The sequence below is a fragment of the Confluentibacter flavum genome, from assembly GCF_002843175.1.
GTDB classification, from domain to species: domain Bacteria; phylum Bacteroidota; class Bacteroidia; order Flavobacteriales; family Flavobacteriaceae; genus Confluentibacter; species Confluentibacter flavum.
Genome location: NZ_PJEO01000004.1, coordinates 30,431 through 44,309 on the forward strand (window position 1 = coordinate 30,431; position 13,879 = coordinate 44,309).

A 13,879-nucleotide genomic window follows, 5' to 3' on the forward strand; every position below is an offset into this window, starting at 1 on the left:
TGAATCTTGAATTTTAAACTTCGAATAAAAAGTATGTTAAAAATTAAAAATTTACACGCAAGTATTGATGATAATGGCGTTTTAAAAAGCATTTTAAAAGGTATTAACTTAGAAATTAAAGCAGGAGAAGTTCACGCCATCATGGGGCCAAATGGTTCTGGAAAAAGTACGTTGGCATCAGTTGTTGCTGGAAAAGAAGAATTCGAAGTGACTAAAGGAACTGTCCTTTTTAACGATGAAGATATTGAGGATTTGGCTGCCGAAGAGCGTGCTCACAAAGGTATTTTCCTATCATTTCAATACCCAGTTGAAATCCCAGGAGTTTCTGTAACCAACTTTATGAAAACGGCGATTAATGAAACCCGAAAAGCGAAAGGTTTGGAAGAAATGCCAGCTAAAGAAATGCTTAAATTGATTCGGGAAAAATCTGAATTATTGGAAATTGATAGAAAATTTTTATCACGTTCTTTAAACGAAGGATTTTCAGGTGGAGAAAAGAAACGAAATGAAATCTTCCAAATGGCGATGCTTGAACCCAAGTTAGCGATTCTTGACGAAACCGATTCCGGTCTAGATATTGATGCGCTTCGTATTGTCGCTAATGGTGTCAACAAACTAAAAAGTAAAGACAATGCCGTGCTTGTAATTACACATTACCAACGTTTGTTAGAATACATCGTTCCAGATTTTGTTCACGTATTATTAGATGGCCGTATTGTAAAATCTGGAGGTAAAGAATTGGCACATGAGCTTGAGGAAAAAGGCTATGATTGGATTAAAGAAGAGGTAAACGCATAAAATAAGTAAACAGATACAGCCGCAGTAAACAGTAAATACTGAAAGCTGAGACTGGTACTGAAAACTGAACAACAATGGATTTAAAAGAAAAATTATTATCATCTTTTTTAGTGTTTGAAAATCAGCTCGAAGATGACGCTTATATGAACGACGTTAGAAACGATGCCATAACAGCATTTGAAGAAAAGGGCTTTCCAACCAAAAAGGAAGAAGCTTGGAAGTACACCTCTTTAAACAGCGTTTTGAAAGAAGATTACAGCATTTTTCCAAAGCAAGAAAATGCTATAGAATTTAATGACATAAAAAAGTATTTTATTCATGATATAGACTCTTATAAAATAGTGTTTATTGATGGTAAATATTCGTCACATCTATCTCAAACCACGCATGATGGTATGGATATTTGCCTGATGTCTGCAGCAATGTCTAAACCAAAATACCGTTTGCATATTGAAAATTATTTCAATAAAGTAGCAACCAAAGACAGCTTGCCATCTCTCAACACTGCTTTTTCAAGCGAAGGGGCTTACATTCACATCCCAAAGAATAAAATGGTTGCAAAACCTATTCAAATCCTGCATTTTTCCACAGGAAATGAATCGGCAATCATGTTGCAACCACGTAACTTAATTGTGATAGATGAGAATTCACATGTGCAAATCATTGAACGCCACCAAAGTTTAAGTAACAATGCGGTGTTAACGAACAGTGTTACCGAGATTTTCGCAAACAAACGCGCTATTGTTGATTATTACAAAATTCAAAACGATAATTTAAACGCTTCCTTAATAGATAATACGTTTATAAACCAAAAAAGGGAAAGTGTTGCGTCAGTGCATACCTTTGCTTTTGGCGGAAAATTGGTTCGCAACAACTTGAATTTTTATCAAAATGGCGAACGTATCGATTCTACTTTAAAAGGCATTACCATTATTGGAGACAAACAGCATGTGGACCATAATACCTTGGTACACCATATTGAGCCAAATTGTGAGAGCCATCAAGATTATAAAGGTATTTTTGGTGAAAACTCAACTGGTGTTTTTAATGGTAAAATCATTGTTAATAAAGAAGCTCAAAAAACGAATGCCTTTCAAGCGAATAACAATATTTTAGTAAGCGATAAAGCAACCATAAACACGAAGCCGCAACTAGAAATTTTTGCTGATGATGTAAAGTGTTCGCACGGTTGTACCATTGGGCAGTTAGATGAAACGGCCATGTTTTATATGCGTACGCGTGGTATACCAGAAAAAGAGGCCAAAGCCCTTTTAATGTACGCCTTTAGTAATAATGTTTTGAGTTCGGTTAAAATCCCAGAGATAAAACAACGTATTACCAAAATTATCGCCAATAAATTAGGCGTTAATATGGGGTTCGACTTATAATTCCCGCGCAGACAGGAATCTTATTTTGAGAACCAAAATTTATTTTTTTTGGAGCTAATCCCGCTTTCGGCAGTCGCTTTTTTCTTTCTGTCATTCCTGCAAAAGCAGGAATCTATAAATAAAAAGAGCTCCAACAAATGCCTCAATCGGGGCTAAACATATAACCATGTTCAACGTAGAAAACATACGAAAAGATTTTCCCATTCTTTCACGAAAAGTAAATGGCAAACCTTTAGTTTATTTTGATAATGCCGCTACATCGCAAACTCCGCAACAGGTTATAGATGTTATTGTAGACTATTATTCAAACTACAATGCTAATATTCATCGGGGTGTACACACATTAAGTCAAGAAGCTACCGATAAATACGAACAAGCCCGCAAAAAAATACAAGCTCATTTTAATGCCAAATTTGCACACGAAATTATATTTACTTCGGGTACAACACATGGTATAAATCTAGTAGCAAACGGATTTTCATCTCTATTAAAAAAAGGCGATGAGATCATCGTTTCTGCTTTAGAACACCATAGCAATATTGTACCATGGCAAATGCTTAGTGAACGCACAGGCGCAATATTGAAAGTCATACCAATGAATTTGGATGGTGAATTGGTAATGAGTGAATATGATAAACTTCTTTCAAAAAACACGAAACTTGTTTTTGTAAACCATATTTCAAACGCCTTAGGAACCATAAATCCTATTGAATATATTATTGAAAAAGCACATCAAGTAGGTGCTGCTGTATTAGTTGATGGTGCCCAATCATGTCCACATATTAAACCCGATGTTCAAGCTTTGGACGTCGATTTTTATGTCGTCTCTGCCCATAAAATGTGCGGTCCAACAGGACAAGGGATGCTGTACGGAAAAGAAAGTTGGTTAAAAAAATTACCTCCCTACCAAGGTGGCGGTGAAATGATTGCCGAAGTAACCTTTGAAAAAACAACCTATGCAGAGCTTCCTCATAAATTTGAAGCTGGCACGCCAAATATTTGTGGTGGCATCGCTTTTGGGGCAGCCATCGATTATATGAATGCTATCGGATTTGATGCCATTGCCACCTACGAACACGACCTTTTAGAATACGCTACAAAAAAATTATTAGACATTGAAGGCTTGAAAATCTACGGAACTTCAAAACACAAAACCTCAGTGATTTCATTTAATTTAGAAAGCATTCACCCATATGACGTTGGTACTATTTTGGACAAACTTGGTATTGCGGCTCGCACAGGCCATCATTGCGCCCAACCTATTATGGATTACTTTAAAATTCCAGGAACCGTTCGTGCTTCATTCGCGTTTTACAATACAAAGGCCGAAATTGATGCTTTGGTTGAAGGTGTCAAAAAAGCAAAAACAATGCTTTCCTAAACTCATATTAATGTTTGGTCTTATCAACCGCTTTGCAATTTAACATCGTTCTTTAAAAAAAAATAAAGGATTAGAGTAAATGGGTTTAAAACATTTGATATTCATGCAGACAATGCAAATCTTTGCAGAGATGTTTTTTCAATAGAATTATTATAGCATATAATGTCTCACAGTTAATTAATTAAAATTTGAAAGAATATTTTACTTTTTTTAAAAAAAATTTTAAAGAAGTAAGGTTTGGATGGACATTAACGTTGTTATCTGGTTTTGGGCAAACTTATTTTATTTCTTTATATGTGCCAGAAATAATTAAGGTATTTGGTATTTCAAACGGCCTATTTGGGGGTATTTATGCTGCTGCAACTGTAATTACATCTTTTCTTCTCATCACTTTAGGACATTTCGTAGATCATAAACCGATAAAAACAGTCACTTTTTATACCATTTTAGGATTAGCTCTTTCTTCTATACTGTTAGGTTTTTCTGAAATTCACATGATTGTTTTGTTTTTGGCATTATTAGGATTACGATTAACAGGACAAGGATTATTAAGTCATATAAGCCAAACGGTTTTATCTCGAAGATTTGATTTGGATAGGGGAAAGGCTTTAAGCATTGCATCTTCGGGTTATTCGGTTGGGGAAGCGATTTTCCCAATAATTGTCACTAGTTTATTGTTATGGTCTAACCTTAAAACGACCTCTTTGCTCTGTGCTGCTTTTCTAGTTTTCTATTTAATCCGTATGCGTTTTTTAGATTTGAAAAAATTTGATAAAGATCTTGACCTAGAAAGTAAAATCTCTGGAAAAATTTTATTAACGGATTTTAAAGACATCATTTCAGAAAGAAAATTTTTCATCATTATGCCATCTAGCTTTGTAATGAGTTTTGTTTCTACCGCCTTTTTCTTTTATCAGTACATTTTTGTCAAAGATTTAAAATGGTCAGTCACTTTATATGCTTCTTTTTTTATTGTTTATGCCATTACTCGATTTATAATGAGCCTTATTGGAGGCCTATTGGTAGATAGGTTTAGTGCTAAAAAACTCTTTCGATTTTATCTCATACCCTTAGGCATAGGCCTCTTCCCTATGGTGGTGAGCAATCATATTCTGGCAGCATTATTTTTTCTGGTAATGATTGGCATTACTACAGGACTGGCAGGAACGGTTAAAACCGCTTTGCTTGCAGAAGTATATGGAACCGGTAAGTTAGGTACTGTGAGAAGTTTTTTTAATATGTTTATGGTTTTGAGTACTGCTGCGGGGCCACTTGTTGTCGGTATTATGATGGATAATGGCATTAATTTCAACATGATTATTCTCTTATTAATACTACTTACTTTTGCGGTAATACTAAATAATCAAAGAAGTCTATTTCGGAAAAGCTAAGTATTTTGAAATAATAGTTTTGTTCAAATCTTATTTAAATTAGTATGACTTTGTTTATTCGTACAGACCATCATTGTGTCCAACGCATTAAGGATTCTTTTAAAATTCCAGAAACCGTTTGTGCGTCACTAACGTTTTTCAATGCAAAGGCTGAAATTGATGATTTGCTGGGAGGTGTTATAAAGCAAAAAAAGTTATTGTATTAGCTCTATTTTCCTAAAATAATCCCATATTACGTTGTTGTATATTTAACAAAAAGACATTTTTTTGTCGAATAATTAACATATTTATTGAAAAAAAGTGTGCTATTTTCTAAAAATAATATATCTTCATCATCGACTAATTCAAATTTATATTAAAAATGAAAAAATTATTTTTAAGGATGGCTGCCGTAGCATTAGTATTTACTGCATGCGACAATGACAAAATTGAAGTTACTCAAGAACAACAAATTGATATGAGCGACTTTTATGTTTTTACCGATTTTAATGAAGATTTAAGTTCTAAATCCGTTAATTCAAAAGAATCGCTTAAAACGTGTTACACCATGGATGTACTAAACAAGCAACTTATTGAAAATCCAGGTTTAGAAAAGAAAATGTTTGATATTGAGTTTCATACACGCCAATTTTTAACTGCCAAAGGCAAACCTGGAGGCGGTGGTGGACAACCAGGTGGTGGGGGAGATACAGATATTGATGTACTTCCTGTTGATGACGGTTTAGGCACCATTAGTATTCCTGTTTATATTCACATTGTATTGCCTAATGCTAACGATGTAACAAATTCACAAATACAATCTCAAATAAATGTTTTAAATAGTGACTTTAATAGCCCCAACACCAACTTGTTACCTTCAGGTGCTACGAATTTTGTAAATGATGCAACAACTACCGACGTTAACTTTACCTTAGCCGGTACTTTTAGACATGACAACAATACAGCATCTTGGGGAACAAATAATGCAATAAAATCGGCATACCCACCTATTACACCACAAACCCATTTAAATATTTGGGTATGTAATATTGGTGGTGGCATCTTGGGATATGCACAATTTCCAGGAGGAAATTCAAACACCGATGGTATTGTATTATTATACTCAAGTTTACCAGGGGGTTCTGCGGCACCTTATAATTTAGGAAGAACAGCAACTCATGAGGTTGGTCATTACCTAAATTTACGACATATTTGGGGAGATGGAAGATGTAAACAAGATGATTTTGTTACAGATACTCCAAGTTCAGACGGTGCAAATTATGGATGTCCATCTTACCCAAGAATTAACTGTAGTACAGCGGACATGACCATGAATTATATGGACTATACTGATGATGCTTGCATGTATATGTTTACAGATGGACAAAGAAACAGAATGCGAGCTATTTTCTCTTCAGGTGGCTCGAGAGCAGCTATGGCAAACTAAAGGTTTGTTTAATAAATATTAAAAAGACGTCAATTTTGGCGTCTTTTTTGTTATATTAAAACAAAAACAAAAACATGAAATTCCTAGTCATTTTATCTTTTTTAATCTCTTTAAAAGCATGCAACCTTGCCACTAAAACGGCGACTCTTCAAGAAAACAACTCAAATAATTTGATGGCTATTAATGGAATATATGATGTTAAAACTTTAAATGACAATGATGTTATTGCGAATAAACTAACGATTGATTTTAATAGCAAAGAACAACGAATTTCTGGATTTTCAGGGTGTAACAGATTTATTGGAAGTTACTCATTAGAAACGGATTCAATTAGAATTAACCTGTTAGCCTCCACTAAAATGTTCTGTGGAGACACAGCAAATCAAATGGAATTTGAGATGCAGGAAGCCTTATCAATAACGGATAAAATTATCTTAAACGATAGTATTTTGCAGTTTCTTAGCAATAAAAAAGTGCTATTAACTGCTATCAAAAAAAATGACAACATAGCTTTCAACTATTCGGCAATGTCGAGAGGAAGATTTTTAGATATTATTGTCAATGATTCCATTCTTTCAATCTCAAAAGACAGAGAAGCAAAACCCATTTCAAAAGCCATCACCAAAGAAAATTGGAAGAAACTAAATTCACTTTTAGAAACCATAACTTTAGATAGCATCGCTACATTAAAATCGCCAACAGAAGCTCGTTTTTACGACGGGGCTTCCATAGGCACATTAAAAATCTCTAAAAATGGCACTGTTTACGAATCTTCCAACTTTGACCACGGAACACCTCCTTTGGCAATAGAAGCTCTTGTTAAAGAAATACTATCATTATCAGAAAACGTTGATTAACAAAAATTCATCTGCCTATGTTATTTTTTTAGAGGTCAGATGCAATGCCGTTTTAGACATTTAAGTTGGGTTTATAAATTTGTTAATGGGCATTTCTTATTGTATTTTTGTTTAAAATTATGATTGTGAGTATTGAAGACATACAAAAAGAACTAATTGATGAGTTTTCCATGTTTGAAGATTGGGAAGAACGTTATCAATACATGATAGATTTAGGCAAGGATTTACCATTAATTGCAGACCAATACAAAACCGACAGCAACATTATTAAAGGTTGCCAAAGTAAAGTTTGGGTTCATGCCGAAATGAAGAACGACAAATTGGTTTTTACTGCCGATAGTGATGCCATCATTACCAAAGGCATTATTGCTATTTTAATCCGTGTATTTTCAAATCAGCATCCAAAAGATATTATTAATGCCGAAACCGAATTTATTGATAAAATAGGTCTAAAAGAACATTTATCGCCCACTCGTGCCAATGGCTTAGTGAGTATGGTGAAACAACTTAAATTGTATGCGATTGCATATCAAACGCAGTTGAAATAGTTTGGTCGTTTGTTGTGGAGTTTTTTAGAAAGCTCTCGACTTAACGACAAACACCGCAACAAATAAACATTAAAGAAAAAATGAGCGAACAAGATACAGAAGATAATACATTAGGTGATAAAATAGTTAGGGTTTTAAAAACGATTTACGATCCAGAAATTCCAGTAGATATTTACGAACTCGGATTGATTTACGATGTGTTTGTAAATGAAGATTCTGATGTAAAAATATTGATGACCTTAACAACGCCAAACTGCCCAGTAGCCGAAACGCTACCTATGGAAGTGGAAGAAAAAATTAAATCCCTTGATGAAGTACATAGTGCCGAAGTAGAAATTACGTTCGACCCACCATGGACACAAGATTTAATGAGTGAAGAAGCCAAGTTGGAATTGGGGATGCTTTAAAAATGGTTAGCACCAAGCTATAATAAAGCTCGCGAACTGAATTTAAAAACCGTGAAAAAAGAAATTCCATCAATAACGACCGACCGACTTTTACTTAGGACGATAACCGAATCCGATCTTGAAAATATCTACTACGGACTTTCCAATCCCGATGTGATAAAACATTACGGAATAAGTTATGATAGTTTGGAAGCTACAAATGAACAAATGACTTGGTTTTCTGATTCAAAACAATTTTGGTGGGCGATTTGTTCAATTGATAATGGAACATTTTATGGAGCTTGTGGACTGAATAACTTATCAATAGAACACAGAAAAGCAGAAATTGGACTTTGGCTACTTCCCGACTTTTGGGGACAAGGAATTATGACAGAGGCAATGCCTTTGATTTGTAGTTACGGATTTGAACAGCTCGAACTTCATCGGATAGAGGGTTTTGTAGAATCAGATAATCAGAACTGTAAAAAAGCAATGGCAAAACTTGACTTCCAGCACGAAGGAACAATGAAAGACAGTGAAATAAAAAATGGGAGATTTATAAGTATTGATATTTACGCAAAATTAAAGACAGTCTAACGGAAAAAAAACCAGATGCTAACGCCGTGTAAAAAACATTGCTTATTTTAGTTTAATCGTTTGGATATTTGCTCGTTTGCTAGCTTATAATTTTCCTGCTGAAAATCCTCATATGCAAACATGCAACGTTCCTAACATAAACACTTTGTGTGCCATTTGCAAAAACCTATGAATAAAATTTTACTATTATTATTTGTAACAAGCGTCTGTTTTAGTCAAAGTGACGGAGTTAAAATGATATCGGATAAAATTAAATCATCTGAACAAACAAGGTTTGATAGTATTGCAAAATCCTTAAATTATAAAGGCGGAGACCAAATTAAAGTTACAGTCCTTTTTACAATTAATGATAATGGAGATATTATGGATATCATGGCAAGGTCAGTTCATCCTGAATTTGAAAAAGAAGCTATTCGAGTTGTAAGTGAACTTCCTAAAATGGTTCCTGCCGAATATAATGGAAAAAGAATTAGCCAAAAATATACTCTTCCTTTGGTATTTGAAATTGAAACCGAAAAAGAGAAAGCCAAAAGATTACGGAAAGAAAAGAAGCAAGAAGAAAGTCAAAAAAAATAGCTATAACACCGTGCATAAAAAATTGCTAGTTTCACCTAAACACCAAACAACTTAACACCATACATTTTTGGAAGAAGACATCATAAATCGTGTAGCAAATAGCCAACTAGTAACCGTTGACTTAGAGGATTATTACCCTAAAGGCAACCGCATTCTTTTTGATATTAAAGATTGGCTGCTTGAAGGTTTGGTGTTGTGTGAAAAAGATTTTAGGGAATACATTTCCCAACATGATTGGTCGCAATATCAAGATACTTACATAGCTTTAACATGTTCTACCGATGCCATTATTCCTGCTTGGGCCTTTATGCTCATCTCCATTCATTTACAGCCTTATGCAAAAAAAACCATTATTGGCGATTTGGAATCTTTAGAAACGTCCATTTATCAAGATGTTATCAATAATTTAGATGTTTCAGCGTTTATAGATAAACCACTAATTATTAAAGGATGCTCTAAAAAACCTGTTCCCAAAAATGCGTATATCATGCTTTCAAATAAATTAAAGCCTCTTGCAAAATCTATCATGTATGGTGAAGCATGTTCCTCGGTGCCGCTTTATAAAAAGAAATAAGTTCATTAAACTTTTTGGTAATCACAATAAAAAATAATTCTCGTAGTTATATTTGCTCAAATTTTATAAAAATGAAAAAAACACTATTACTATTAACTTTTTTTATAGGACTCATCAATGTTAATGCTCAAACTTTAGAAGAACTTAAAGAAACCTTATCCGTTCAAAAAGATTCTCTTAAAGCAGCTCAAGGCCGTGTGGACGCTACCCAAGGAAAAATTGATGCGTTTCCTGGTTGGAAAAAAGGTGCTTTTGGTACTATTGGTGGAAGTGTTTCTAATTTCAGTAATTGGTATGCCCAAAAATCGCCTAATAATAGATCTGGAAATATTGGCTTTACCGTAAACGCATTTGCAAATTTGAATACAGATCTTTATTTCTGGAGAAATTCTGGAAATCTAAATTTATCATGGGTTAAATTTAATGATAAAGACAACCCCAATGATAATACCCAATGGCGTGAGGCAAACGATGTTTTTAATGTATCTTCTTTATATGGTATGAAATTAAGTGAAACATTTGCTTTTTCTGGTTTAGGCGAATACAGAACTACCATTTTAAACAACTTTAACAACCCGGGCTATTTAGATGTCGGTGTGGGGGCTACTTACACACCTATTAAAGACTTGGTTGTGGTGGTACATCCATTAAACTATAATATGGTATTTAGTAGAAATGATGCTATTTTCCAATCGTCTTATGGCACAAAAATATTAATCGATTATACCAGACAAATTAAAGAGATTAGCTTTAAAACCAACTTATCTTTGTTCCAAAGTTATAAGAGTTCCAATTTATCGAACTGGACCTGGAACAACTCTTTTGGATATACATTATGGGAGATGATTGGAGTTGGATTTGATTTTGGACTGAGAAACAACAAGCAAGAAGCCTTAAAATATTCTGTTGATAATTATGATGTTACGGGAACAGATCCAGTCCCAACATTTGATAATATAAACAACAAACTACAAACCTATTGGATGATTGGTTTAAACTATAAATTTTAATAAGTAACTATTTAGAAATAAGAAGGTGTTCTTTTAAGAGCGCCTTTTTTATGCTTAATAATTTGATAGGGTAAAATTGTATATTTGTTGTCTCAAATTTTTTATATGTGGTTGTCAGGTAAAAATTAATACATGAAAGGATATTTAGTTTTAATAGGGCTTATTGTTTGCAGTTACCTTGAAGCACAAGAAAACAACACTAAGATTGTAGATTCTCTATATAAAGAAGATCAGTTTTATGCGGGTGTAACCTATAATCTTATTGGGAATAAACCTAATGATCTTTCCCAAAATGGGTTTTCTTTGGGTTTTCATGCAGGTTTTATAAAAGACATGCCTATAAATAAAGATAGAAATATTGCCATAGGTATTGGGTTAGGATATTCTGCCAATTCATTTAATCAAAATTTGCTTGTAGTAAAAGATGATTTAGGTAATATTAATTACAGTATTATTGACGAAAGCAATGTCTCCTTTTCTAGAAATAAATTTTCTCAGCATTTAATAGAACTTCCAATAGAGTATAGGTGGAGAACATCAAACCCTACAGATTATAATTTTTGGCGAATTTACGCCGGGTTTAAAATAGGATATGTATTTACGAATACAGCAAAGTTTAGAGGAAGTTTAGGGGAATTTAAATATAATAATATCGAAGACTTTAATAACTTCCAATACGGATTAACAGTAAGCATGGGGTATAATACATGGAACTTGTACATGTATTATGCTTTAAACCCTATTTTTTCTAGTGATGCCAAATTAAATGGAGAAACTATTGATATGAATGCCATAAAAATAGGATTGATGTTCTATGTACTATAGCCAATTATTAATAAGTAATAATTGAGGAATCAACCCAACAAAAAAGCCGAAAATAAGTTCTTTATATGTATGCGCGTTAAGATGTAATCTGGAAGTGGCAATGGCTCCTGTGATTATGCTCATTAAAGCTAACGTGCCATTAATGTTGATACTAAAATGGATACTTAGGGCAATAAAGAACATAAACAAACCCGAAACAGATATCATATGTATGCTAGCTTTAAATTTCATAATAACAAGTATCAAACAAGTAAGGGTAGATATTAATATTCCTAAAAAGAAATAGTAAAGTTCAATAATTTGATGGTCACTTATAACCCTTTCAAGAACTAATAGAATAACAAGACAATTAATAGCTAGAGGGATAATACGTTCTTGGGTAGTTTCTAGTGCTATTGAGTTTACCTTACCTAAGGTTTTCAATAAAAAATATAGTAGAATAGGTAAAACAATTGTTAAGATAAAAAGCGAGATTATTTTAGCATAAATAATTTCTTGTGGGAAGTATTTTGGGCTTACTTTAAAGTAAAAAAGAACCCCTAATAAAGGCATTATTAAAGGATGGAATATATACGAGATACTTTTTAAGATATGATTTATCATATCTTTTTGCGTAATCGTGCTACAGGAATATCTAATTGCTCCCTGTATTTAGCAACGGTGCGTCGGGCAATAGGGTAGCCCTTATCTTTTAAAATGGCGGCTAAAGTATCATCAGTTAATGGTTTTCTTTTGTCTTCTTCTTCAAGAACTGTTTCAAGAATTTTTTTTATTTCTCTGGTTGAAACATCTTCACCTTGATCATTTTTCATGGATTCTGAAAAGAAATCCTTTATAAGTTTTGTGCCATAAGGCGTATCTACATATTTACTGTTGGCAACTCTTGAAACCGTTGAGACATCCATAGAAATTTCATCTGCAATATCTTTAAGAATCATAGGTCTTAGGTTGCGCTCATCACCCGATAAAAAATATTCTTCTTGGTAATGCATGATGGCGCTCATGGTTATAAATAACGTTTGTTGGCGTTGTTTTATAGCTTCAATAAACCATTTAGCGGCATCCAATTTTTGTTTGATGAATATAACGGCATCTTTTTGGGATTTCGATTTATCTTTAGAGTCTTTATAACCCTTAAGCATATCGTTATATTCCCTAGACACATGAAGTTCTGGAGCATTTCGGCCATTAAGCGTTAATTCCAATTCGCCATCTACAATTTTTATAGCAAAATCTGGAACCACATGTTCTACAATTCTATTATTACCAGAGTATGAACCTCCAGGCTTAGGATTTAAATGTTCAATTTCCCTTATGGCATCTTTCAGTTGAAGTTCGCTAATATCAAATTTTTGAATGAGCTTATCGTAATGTTTTTTGGTAAACTGATCGAAAGCATTGTCAATAATGTCAATGGCTAATTCAACATCTGGATTTTTTTCTTTTCTATGTAATTGAATACTTAAGCACTCTTGAAGATTACGAGCGCCCACACCTGCAGGATCCAATTGATGTACAATTTTTAATACATGCTCAATCTTATCTTCAGTGGTGTAAACATTTTGTGTAAACGCCAAATCGTCCATAATATCTGTTACAGATCTACGGATGTATCCGCTTTCATCAACGTTACCAACTAAAAATTCTGCAATGTTATATTCATCGTCAGTAAGCCTATAGGTATTTAATTGGCTGATTAAGTGTTGTGTGAAGGAGGTTCCTGCGGCATAAGGCATGGTCTTTTCTTCATCATCACTACTATAATTATTTACTTGGGTTCTGTAATCTGGTACTTCGTCATCACTTAAATACTCATCAACATTAATATCATCATTACCTATGCTTTCACTATCATCATAATCGTCTGTAGAATTATCTAAATCGGAATCATAATCGCTTTCAACTTCTTCTGTACCACCTTCGAGAGCAGGGTTTTCTTCCAATTCTTGCTTTAATCGTTGTTCAAAAGCTTGTGTAGGCAACTGAATCAATTTCATCAATTGAATTTGCTGCGGAGATAGTTTTTGTGATAATTTAAATTGTAAATGTTGTTTAAGCATTTGTATGATTTGGTTTAAGAATAAAAGTATAAAAATTATACCAACAATGGGGGTTTACTAAG

16 protein-coding genes are annotated in these 13,879 nt (G+C 33.6%); 14 read left to right on the forward strand and 2 right to left on the reverse strand.

The features are described from left to right. The first annotated feature begins 33 nt into the window (after positions 1–33). From sufC to CSW08_RS00680, 14 genes are all read left to right on the forward strand, one after another. Positions 34–798 (forward strand): Fe-S cluster assembly ATPase SufC, encoded by a 765-nt coding sequence (sufC, locus tag CSW08_RS00620; RefSeq protein WP_106657976.1) that lies wholly within the window; start codon positions 34–36, stop codon positions 796–798. A gap of 74 nt (positions 799–872) precedes the next feature. Then, a complete protein-coding gene (gene sufD, locus CSW08_RS00625) occupies positions 873–2,186 on the forward strand; it encodes a Fe-S cluster assembly protein SufD (RefSeq protein ID WP_106657977.1) in 1,314 nt (437 codons plus the stop codon). A gap of 166 nt (positions 2,187–2,352) precedes the next feature. After that, positions 2,353–3,567, forward strand: a complete 1,215-nt coding sequence (locus CSW08_RS00630) for an aminotransferase class V-fold PLP-dependent enzyme (RefSeq protein WP_106657978.1) — start codon at positions 2,353–2,355, stop codon at positions 3,565–3,567. Positions 3,568–3,755: 188 nt separating this feature from the next. Further along, on the forward strand, positions 3,756–4,958 hold the full coding sequence (locus tag CSW08_RS00635; protein ID WP_106657979.1) for an MFS transporter: 1,203 nt from the start codon (positions 3,756–3,758) through the stop codon (positions 4,956–4,958). A 44-nt stretch (positions 4,959–5,002) separates the two neighbouring features. Then, the gene (locus CSW08_RS18040) at positions 5,003–5,164 is read left to right on the forward strand and encodes a hypothetical protein (RefSeq protein WP_157831403.1); all 162 of its coding nucleotides are present in this window, start codon (positions 5,003–5,005) and stop codon (positions 5,162–5,164) included. A 155-nt stretch (positions 5,165–5,319) separates the two neighbouring features. Continuing rightward, the gene (locus CSW08_RS00640; RefSeq protein WP_106657980.1) at positions 5,320–6,384 is read left to right on the forward strand and encodes a zinc metalloprotease; all 1,065 of its coding nucleotides are present in this window, start codon (positions 5,320–5,322) and stop codon (positions 6,382–6,384) included. Positions 6,385–6,458: 74 nt separating this feature from the next. After that, positions 6,459–7,241 (forward strand): META domain-containing protein, encoded by a 783-nt coding sequence (locus CSW08_RS00645; protein WP_106657981.1) that lies wholly within the window; start codon positions 6,459–6,461, stop codon positions 7,239–7,241. 125 nt (positions 7,242–7,366) lie between these two features. Next, positions 7,367–7,789 (forward strand): SufE family protein, encoded by a 423-nt coding sequence (locus CSW08_RS00650; protein ID WP_106658038.1) that lies wholly within the window; start codon positions 7,367–7,369, stop codon positions 7,787–7,789. A gap of 80 nt (positions 7,790–7,869) precedes the next feature. Next, the gene (locus CSW08_RS00655) at positions 7,870–8,196 is read left to right on the forward strand and encodes an SUF system Fe-S cluster assembly protein (protein ID WP_106657982.1); all 327 of its coding nucleotides are present in this window, start codon (positions 7,870–7,872) and stop codon (positions 8,194–8,196) included. Positions 8,197–8,247: 51 nt separating this feature from the next. Further along, positions 8,248–8,772 carry a GNAT family N-acetyltransferase gene (locus CSW08_RS00660; protein WP_106657983.1) on the forward strand — a complete coding sequence of 175 codons (525 nt, stop codon included), beginning with the start codon at positions 8,248–8,250 and terminating at the stop codon, positions 8,770–8,772. 168 nt (positions 8,773–8,940) lie between these two features. After that, a complete protein-coding gene (locus CSW08_RS00665; protein WP_106657984.1) occupies positions 8,941–9,348 on the forward strand; it encodes an energy transducer TonB in 408 nt (135 codons plus the stop codon). Between the two features lie 67 nt (positions 9,349–9,415). Further along, a complete protein-coding gene (locus CSW08_RS00670; protein WP_106657985.1) occupies positions 9,416–9,922 on the forward strand; it encodes a DUF2480 family protein in 507 nt (168 codons plus the stop codon). A 71-nt stretch (positions 9,923–9,993) separates the two neighbouring features. Further along, positions 9,994–10,932 (forward strand): DUF3078 domain-containing protein, encoded by a 939-nt coding sequence (locus CSW08_RS00675; RefSeq protein WP_106657986.1) that lies wholly within the window; start codon positions 9,994–9,996, stop codon positions 10,930–10,932. A gap of 132 nt (positions 10,933–11,064) precedes the next feature. Beyond that, positions 11,065–11,757, forward strand: coding sequence for a porin family protein (locus CSW08_RS00680; RefSeq protein WP_106657987.1), 693 nt, complete (start codon positions 11,065–11,067; stop codon positions 11,755–11,757). On the opposite strand, the gene CSW08_RS00685 is transcribed toward CSW08_RS00680, so the two are convergent. Next, the gene (locus tag CSW08_RS00685) at positions 11,752–12,360 is read right to left on the reverse strand and encodes a hypothetical protein (RefSeq protein WP_106657988.1); all 609 of its coding nucleotides are present in this window, start codon (positions 12,358–12,360) and stop codon (positions 11,752–11,754) included. The genes CSW08_RS00680 and CSW08_RS00685 overlap by 6 nt on opposite strands. After that, positions 12,357–13,817 carry an RNA polymerase factor sigma-54 gene (rpoN, locus tag CSW08_RS00690; RefSeq protein ID WP_106657989.1) on the reverse strand — a complete coding sequence of 487 codons (1,461 nt, stop codon included), beginning with the start codon at positions 13,815–13,817 and terminating at the stop codon, positions 12,357–12,359. Before rpoN ends, CSW08_RS00685 begins: the two co-directional genes overlap by 4 nt. Between the last annotated feature and the right edge of the window lie 62 nt (positions 13,818–13,879).

Excerpts from the sequence above, each read along its gene's own strand:
- sufD (WP_106657977.1), top strand. The coding sequence starts at position 873 with ATGGATTTAAAAGAAAAATTATTATCATCTTTTTTAGTGTTTGAAAAT.
- CSW08_RS00655 (WP_106657982.1), top strand. The coding sequence starts at position 7,870 with ATGAGCGAACAAGATACAGAAGATAATACATTAGGTGATAAAATAGTT.
- CSW08_RS00680 (WP_106657987.1), top strand. The coding sequence starts at position 11,065 with ATGAAAGGATATTTAGTTTTAATAGGGCTTATTGTTTGCAGTTACCTT.
- sufC (WP_106657976.1), top strand. The coding sequence starts at position 34 with ATGTTAAAAATTAAAAATTTACACGCAAGTATTGATGATAATGGCGTT.
- CSW08_RS00665 (WP_106657984.1), top strand. The coding sequence starts at position 8,941 with ATGAATAAAATTTTACTATTATTATTTGTAACAAGCGTCTGTTTTAGT.
- rpoN (WP_106657989.1), bottom strand. The coding sequence starts at position 13,817 with ATGCTTAAACAACATTTACAATTTAAATTATCACAAAAACTATCTCCG.
- CSW08_RS18040 (WP_157831403.1), top strand. The coding sequence starts at position 5,003 with ATGACTTTGTTTATTCGTACAGACCATCATTGTGTCCAACGCATTAAG.
- CSW08_RS00675 (WP_106657986.1), top strand. The coding sequence starts at position 9,994 with ATGAAAAAAACACTATTACTATTAACTTTTTTTATAGGACTCATCAAT.
- CSW08_RS00645 (WP_106657981.1), top strand. The coding sequence starts at position 6,459 with ATGAAATTCCTAGTCATTTTATCTTTTTTAATCTCTTTAAAAGCATGC.
- CSW08_RS00630 (WP_106657978.1), top strand. The coding sequence starts at position 2,353 with ATGTTCAACGTAGAAAACATACGAAAAGATTTTCCCATTCTTTCACGA.
- CSW08_RS00685 (WP_106657988.1), bottom strand. The coding sequence starts at position 12,360 with ATGATAAATCATATCTTAAAAAGTATCTCGTATATATTCCATCCTTTA.
- CSW08_RS00640 (WP_106657980.1), top strand. The coding sequence starts at position 5,320 with ATGAAAAAATTATTTTTAAGGATGGCTGCCGTAGCATTAGTATTTACT.